The organism is Streptomyces alkaliphilus, from assembly GCF_014141535.1.
GTDB classification, from domain to species: Bacteria; Actinomycetota; Actinomycetes; order Streptomycetales; family Streptomycetaceae; genus Streptomyces; species Streptomyces alkaliphilus.
In genome coordinates this window covers 1-5,937 of the sequence record NZ_VKHT01000237.1, presented here as the reverse complement: position 1 = coordinate 5,937, position 5,937 = coordinate 1, and the positions used below count along the sequence as shown (strand labels likewise).

The following is a 5,937-nucleotide window of genomic DNA, read 5'->3' as shown; positions in this document are numbered from 1 at the left end:
CCCCGGGGGCGCGCCCGACGGGGACGCCCGGGTCCCGGCGCCGGTGGTCCCCCCCGACCTGCCGGCGCTGCTGGAACGAGCCGGCGTCCCGGCCGGCGCCGTCACCGCTCTGGCAGCCGACGCCGCCCGCCTCTGGGGCCCCGGCGCCACCGGTGTCCTGGAGGCCGACCCCTGGCAACTGCTGGCCCTGCCCGGCACCACACCGGACCGGGCCGACGAGTGCGCCCGCACCCTGCTGGGTGCCGGGGCCACCCCCGACGATCCGCGCCGGGTCGAGGCTTTGTGCGTCCATCTGCTGGAACGCGGGGCCCGTTTCGGGCACACCGCCGCCGACCCCGCCGCCCTGGCCCGGGCGCTGGGCGGGTACGGCGTCCCCCGCCCGGAGGAGGCCCTGGCGGAGGCGATCGAGGCGGGCGCCGCCGTGCTGTTCGAGGACCCCGACCCGGACGCCGCGCCGACCCCCGTCCCGCCGACCGCCGTCCCGCCGGGCGAGGGCTCGGCGGGCGCCGCGGACGACGGGAACGACGGGAACGACGGGGACCACACGATGGGCGGAGAGCCCGGGGAGCGGGACGACTTTGCGCCGTCCGTGCCCGTGCGGACCCTGGTGGGCACCGAGCGCTGGGCGGTCGCCGAGGAGTCGCTGGCCGACGGCCTGATCGGCCTGGCCACGACCACCCCCGCCGGCCGGCCGGAGCTGCCGACCGAGCCCCCGGACGCCTCCGGCGGCGCTCCCCTTCGCCCGGGTTCCTCCGCCGCCGAGTTGTGGAGCACGGTGCGCGACCACGGTCTGGTGGTGCACACCGGCGGCGAGGCCGCCCGGGCCGAACCCCTCGCGGTGGTCGCGGCGGCGCGGGCCGCCGGACTGCGGGCCGGGGTCGCCGTGCATCATCCGGACGGCGTGCGACGCGCCGTCGCCGGCCTCCCCGACCTGCCGGTGGCCACCTGCGCCGGACTCCTGACCGGCCGGGAGGGGCCGGGACGGGACGAGGAGGGCACCCTCCCCCTGGACCTGGTGGCGGTGCTGGACGCCGAACTGATGGACGTCGAGGCGGCGGCGGCGCTCGTGGAGGCCCTGCCCGGGGGAGCCCGTCTGATCCTCTCCGGTGACCCCTACGGGCTGGAGTCCGCCGGGGCGGGCGCGGTGCTGCGGGACGTGCTGACCGCCGCCGTGCGAGGGCTGTGCCCCTCCGTGGTCTCCCGCACCCCGGATCCGGGACCGATCGGAGAGCTGGTCTCGGGCGTCGCGGTCGGTGAGCTGGTCCCCGTGGAGGCACCGGACCGGGAGGTCGTGGTGGTCACCGCGCGGGACGCCGGAGAGGCCGTCCACCGCACCGTGCAACTGGTCACCGAGTCCATCCCCCGTGCCTTCGGCACGGGCCCGGCCTCGACGGTGGTGATCGTGCCGGGCGAGGAGGGTCCGGTCGGTGGCCTCGCGCTCAACGCCGCGCTGAAGGCCGCCGTCAACCCCGGCCCGGGTCGGTTCGGCGGCTTCGATCCCGGCGACCGGGTGGAGTACCGGGAGGGCCCCGGTCGGTACCGCCCCGCCACCGTGCTGGAGGGCACCCCGCAAGGGCTGCGTCTGGGTCCTGCCGGCGATCCTCCCCCGCCAGGCACCGGGGACGCGGACCACACCGTGACCGTGCCGCCGGAGCGGGTGGCGACCTCGGTACGGCACGGCTGGGCGGTGACGGCCCGCCGGGCGGTCGGACGGCGGTGGTCCGCCGCGGTGGTCGTGCTGCCCGGCGACGCGGGCCACCGGCTGGACCGGGGATGGCTGCACACCGCCTTCGGCCGCGGGGAGCGCCACCTGTCCGTGGTTCAGGGGTCCGCCGGCGGGGCCGCCGCCGCGGTGGCCGTACCGCGCCGGGTGGAGCGTGTCACCCGTTTGCCGCTGCTGCTGCGCCGGGCGGTGACCGCCGACGGCGGAGGCGCGACCGCCTGAACGACGGGGGCCGGTGAGACGAGGGGTCTTCCCCGGTCCCACCGGCCCGCCGGCTCGCTCGGAGCCCGACGTCAACGGCCCTCGAGCTCGTCCTCGTCGAAGGCGTCACTGATGTCGAACCGGCAGATCACGCGTTCGGGGTCGACCCCGTCGAACGGATCCCGCAGCCACTCCCCCGGCTCGGCCGGTTCGTCTGCGGCCGTGACCCAGGTGGTGGCGTCACCCTCCTCCAGCCCGAACTCCTTGTGCCGACCGGCGATCTCGTCCGGTTCGTACTCGCCGAAGAGGACGCCGAGGGCGGCGTGCAGACTGTGCTCCGCGGCGACGCCCCGCACCTCCTCCTCGTCAACGGACTCCGGGTCGAGATCGGTGATCTGCTGGGCCCGGGCGATGAGTCGCCGGGGATCGGTGACGGTGTAATCCCGCCGCACGAACACGCTGATCGCCTCGGGTTCCCCGGGTCCCTCGTAGCCCGCCCCTCCCTCGGAGAGCGGCACCTCGAAGGGGGTCACCTCGTCGTAGGCGTCGTACAGCAGTTCGTCGTAGACCTCGCCCGCCGCGGCGAGTTCGTTGAAGGCGGCGAAGACGGCGGCCGCCGCCTCGGCGTCGTCCTCCCCCGTCGCCGCCCGCCGTTCCACGGCGGTGAGGTGCCGGTCCAGCGCGTCCTTGAGTGCCTCGGCGGCGGCTCGTACCTCGGCAGCCCCGGGCTGCACAACATCAGACATGGTGCAGACGGTATCGGGAACCGGGGCCTGCCCGCACAATGGAGGCGATGCCGGAATACGAGTTTCGTGATGTGTACGTGCCCCGGGGGGTGTCCCGATCCGCCACCACCCGGCTGTTGACCGAGCACGCCGAGTACGGTCACTGGGAGCTGCACCGGTTGCGTCTGTACCCGGACGGCAGCAGAAGGGTACGTCTGCGGAGACGGATCATCCGTCAGCTGCGGGCCACGTGGTGACGAGGACGGTCCGTCCGGACCCGGGCCGGGGGGACGGCCCGCGACGAGGACGGTCCCCCCGGCCGCGTGGGCTCAAACGCGCCGGCACGCGCACGGGGCCCCGCGGCGGCGGGGCCCCGTCGTCGGGCCCTCGGCCCGGGTGGAGCGCTCAGGCAAGCTGCCCGACGCGGTTGCGACGGTAGAGCACGGCACCACCGGCGAGCAGGCCGGCCGCGGCCAGGCCGGCGGCTGCCAGGGGCAGCTCGGAGCCGGTCTGCGCGAGGGAGCCGTCACGCGGCGCGGGGACGGCCTGCGGGGCGTCCTCGTCCGCCTCGTCACCACCGCCCTGCGGGGCGCGCTCGCGCGGCGTCTCCTGCCGGGGGGTCTCGGGGGTCGGCACCTCGTTGTCCGGACCGTCCGGGCCGGGACCGGGGTTCTCCGGCTTCTCCGGGTTCTCGGGCTTCTCCGGGTTCTCGGGCTTCTCCGGGTTCTCCGGCTTCTCGGGCTTCTCCGGGTTCTCGGGGTTGTTCGGGTTCTCGGGGTTGTTCGGGTTCTCGGGCTTCTCCGGGTTCTCCGGGTTCTCCGGCGTCTCCGGGCCGGGGTTCCCCGGCGGGTTCGGGACCTCGCCGCCACCGGACACGTTGGTGCAGCTGTTGCCGACGGCCGGGTTGAGGATGCCGACGATGTCGATGGTGTTGCCGCAGACGTTCACCGGAACGTGCACCGGCACCTGAATGGTGTTCCCGGAGGCGACGCCGGGCGAGTTGGTGGACGCCCCCTCGGCGGTGGCGCCGTTGTTGCCCTCGGACACGTTGGCACAGGTGTTGCCGACGGCCGGGTTGAGCAGACCCACCACGTCGATGGTGTTGCCGCAGACGTTCACCGGAACGTGCACCGGCACCTGAATGGTGTTCCCGGACAACACGCCCGGCGAGTTGGTGGCCGCCCCGGCGGCGTCGGCGTTCGCGAACGCCGTCCCGCTCCCCGAGAGCGCGAGCACGCCGCCCGCGGTGGCGACGGAGATCAGGCCCTTCCTGGTGACCTGTCGCATGGTGGTTCCCCTGCCTTGATATGCCTCGTCGAAGTTGCTGATGGACCGCTCGTCGGTCCGATGGCGGCGGGATGCTCGAGGTCGTGACCGCGCCGCGCGAATACCCCACGGCCCCGGAGCGCGGATGAGCGCCCCGGGGCCGCACGGTGTCAAGCCCACATGGGAATGGGGCGAAGCGTCAGAGGTTGACGCAGACGTTGCCGAAGGCCGGGTTCAGGATCCCGATGATGTCGATGGTGTTGCCGCACAGGTTCACCGGAACGTGGACCGGGACCTGGATGACGTTGCCGGAGACGACACCCGGGGAGTTCACCGCGGCGCCCTGGGCGTCTGCGTCCGCGACGGCCATGCCGGCACCCGCCAGAACCAGACCACCGGTGGCAGCGGCGACGGCGACGACCTTCTTGATCATTACTTCCTCCTCGTAGACATCGCGGCCCCGTTGAGGGCTGCACCAGCTGTAACGAGGGGGATCGGAGGGGGGCACGAGCCCCGGGGCTCATTCACCCTTCCTGATCATGGATCGCACGTCCGACCGACCCGCCGCGGACAGGTCGCGGGGGTCGGCCGGAAGGGCGGAATCCACGGAGATCGCAGGTCAGCAGCGGTCGATGAAGCGGTCGAGGACCCGGACGCCGAACTTCAGACCATCCACCGGTACCCGCTCGTCGACCCCGTGGAACATCCCGGCGAAGTCCAGCTCCGGCGGGAGCTTCAACGGGGCGAACCCGAAACCGCGGATCCCGAGGTCGTCGAAGGACTTCGCGTCGGTTCCGCCGGAGAGCATGTACGGCACCGCGCGGGCCACCGGGTCCTCGGCCACCAGAGCGGTGCGCATGGCGTCCACCAGGGCTCCGTCGAAGGTGGTCTCCAGCGCCTTGTCGCTGTGCACGTCCTCCCGCTTCACCCGGGGGCCGATCAGCCGGTCGATGTCGGCGAGGAACTCCTCCTCGTACCCCGGCAGGAAGCGGCCGTCCACGTGGGCCACCGCCCGGCCGGGGATGACGTTCACCTTGTAACCGGCGTCCAGCTGGGTCGGGGCGGCGGTGTTGCTCAGCGTCGCGCCGATGATCTTGGCGATGCCGCCGAGCCGGGCCAGCGTGGCCTCCATGTCCTCCGGGTCAAGCTCCACGCCGAGGGCGTCGGAGAGCTCGTCCAGGAAGGAGCGCACGGTCTTGGTCACCCGCACCGGGAAGGTGTGCCGGCCGAGCCGGCCCACCGCCTCGCACAGTTCGGTGATGGCGTTGTCCCGGTTGACCATGGAGCCGTGGCCGGCGGTGCCGTCCACGGTGAGCCGCATCCAGTGCATGCCCTTCTGGGCCGTCTCGATGAGGTAGAGGCGCAGGTTCTCGTTGACGGTGAAGGAGAAGCCGCCGACCTCGCTGATCGCCTCGGTGACCCCCTCGAAGAGGTCGGGGTGGTGGTCGACCAGGTAGCGGGCGCCGTGCGTGCCGCCGGCCTCCTCGTCGGCGAGGAAGGCCAGCACGATGTCGCGCGGGGGCTTGCGGCCGGAGCGCAGACGGTCGCGCACGACCGCCAGGGTCATGGCGTCCATGTCCTTCATGTCCACCGCGCCCCGACCCCACACGCAGCCGTCGGCGATCTCGCCGGAGAAGGGGTGGTGGGTCCAGTCGGCGGCGTTGGCGGGCACCACGTCGGTGTGCCCGTGGATCATCAGGGCCGGACGGGATCGGTCCTCGCCCTCGATCCGGGCGACCGTGGAGGCCCGGCCGGGGCGGGACTCGAAGATCTTCGGCTCCAGGCCGACCTCGGCCAGCTTCTCGGCGACGTACTCAGCCGCCGCCCGCTCACCGGGGCCGGAGTCGTCCCCGAAGTTGCTGGTGTCGATCCGGATGAGGTCGCGGCACAGGTCCACGACCTCCTCTTCGCCGGTGGTGGGAGTCGACTGACTCACTGGTCCTCCTCGTGCTGGGGTGCCCGCGACGGGGTCCGTCCATCCTCCCCCCTCCCCCTGTCTCTTATACCCAGCTGACGCCGCAG

The 5,937-nt window shown here is 73.5% G+C and carries 6 protein-coding genes; 2 read left to right on the top strand and 4 right to left on the bottom strand.

Going from position 1 to position 5,937, the window contains the following annotated elements; all coding sequences use genetic code 11:
• Positions 1–1,945: helix-hairpin-helix domain-containing protein (locus FNQ90_RS10075; RefSeq protein ID WP_182606059.1), on the top strand; the 1,945-nt coding region annotated here is incomplete at its 5' end.
• A gap of 71 nt (positions 1,946–2,016) precedes the next feature.
• Here the strand turns inward: FNQ90_RS10075 and FNQ90_RS10070 are convergent.
• Positions 2,017–2,670 carry a hypothetical protein gene (locus tag FNQ90_RS10070; protein ID WP_182606058.1) on the bottom strand — a complete coding sequence of 218 codons (654 nt, stop codon included), beginning with the start codon at positions 2,668–2,670 and terminating at the stop codon, positions 2,017–2,019.
• A 47-nt stretch (positions 2,671–2,717) separates the two neighbouring features.
• Between FNQ90_RS10070 and FNQ90_RS10065 the strand changes: the two genes are divergently transcribed.
• A complete protein-coding gene (locus tag FNQ90_RS10065; RefSeq protein ID WP_143620509.1) occupies positions 2,718–2,906 on the top strand; it encodes a DUF5703 family protein in 189 nt (62 codons plus the stop codon).
• Positions 2,907–3,054: 148 nt separating this feature from the next.
• On the opposite strand, the gene FNQ90_RS28425 is transcribed toward FNQ90_RS10065, so the two are convergent.
• From FNQ90_RS28425 to FNQ90_RS10050, 3 genes are all read right to left on the bottom strand, one after another.
• Positions 3,055–3,936: a chaplin gene (locus FNQ90_RS28425; RefSeq protein WP_182606057.1), complete on the bottom strand. Its 882-nt coding sequence runs from the start codon at positions 3,934–3,936 to the stop codon at positions 3,055–3,057.
• Positions 3,937–4,114: 178 nt separating this feature from the next.
• A complete protein-coding gene (locus FNQ90_RS10055) occupies positions 4,115–4,348 on the bottom strand; it encodes a chaplin (protein ID WP_182606056.1) in 234 nt (77 codons plus the stop codon).
• A gap of 186 nt (positions 4,349–4,534) precedes the next feature.
• Positions 4,535–5,851: a M20/M25/M40 family metallo-hydrolase gene (locus FNQ90_RS10050; protein ID WP_182606055.1), complete on the bottom strand. Its 1,317-nt coding sequence runs from the start codon at positions 5,849–5,851 to the stop codon at positions 4,535–4,537.
• Between the last annotated feature and the right edge of the window lie 86 nt (positions 5,852–5,937).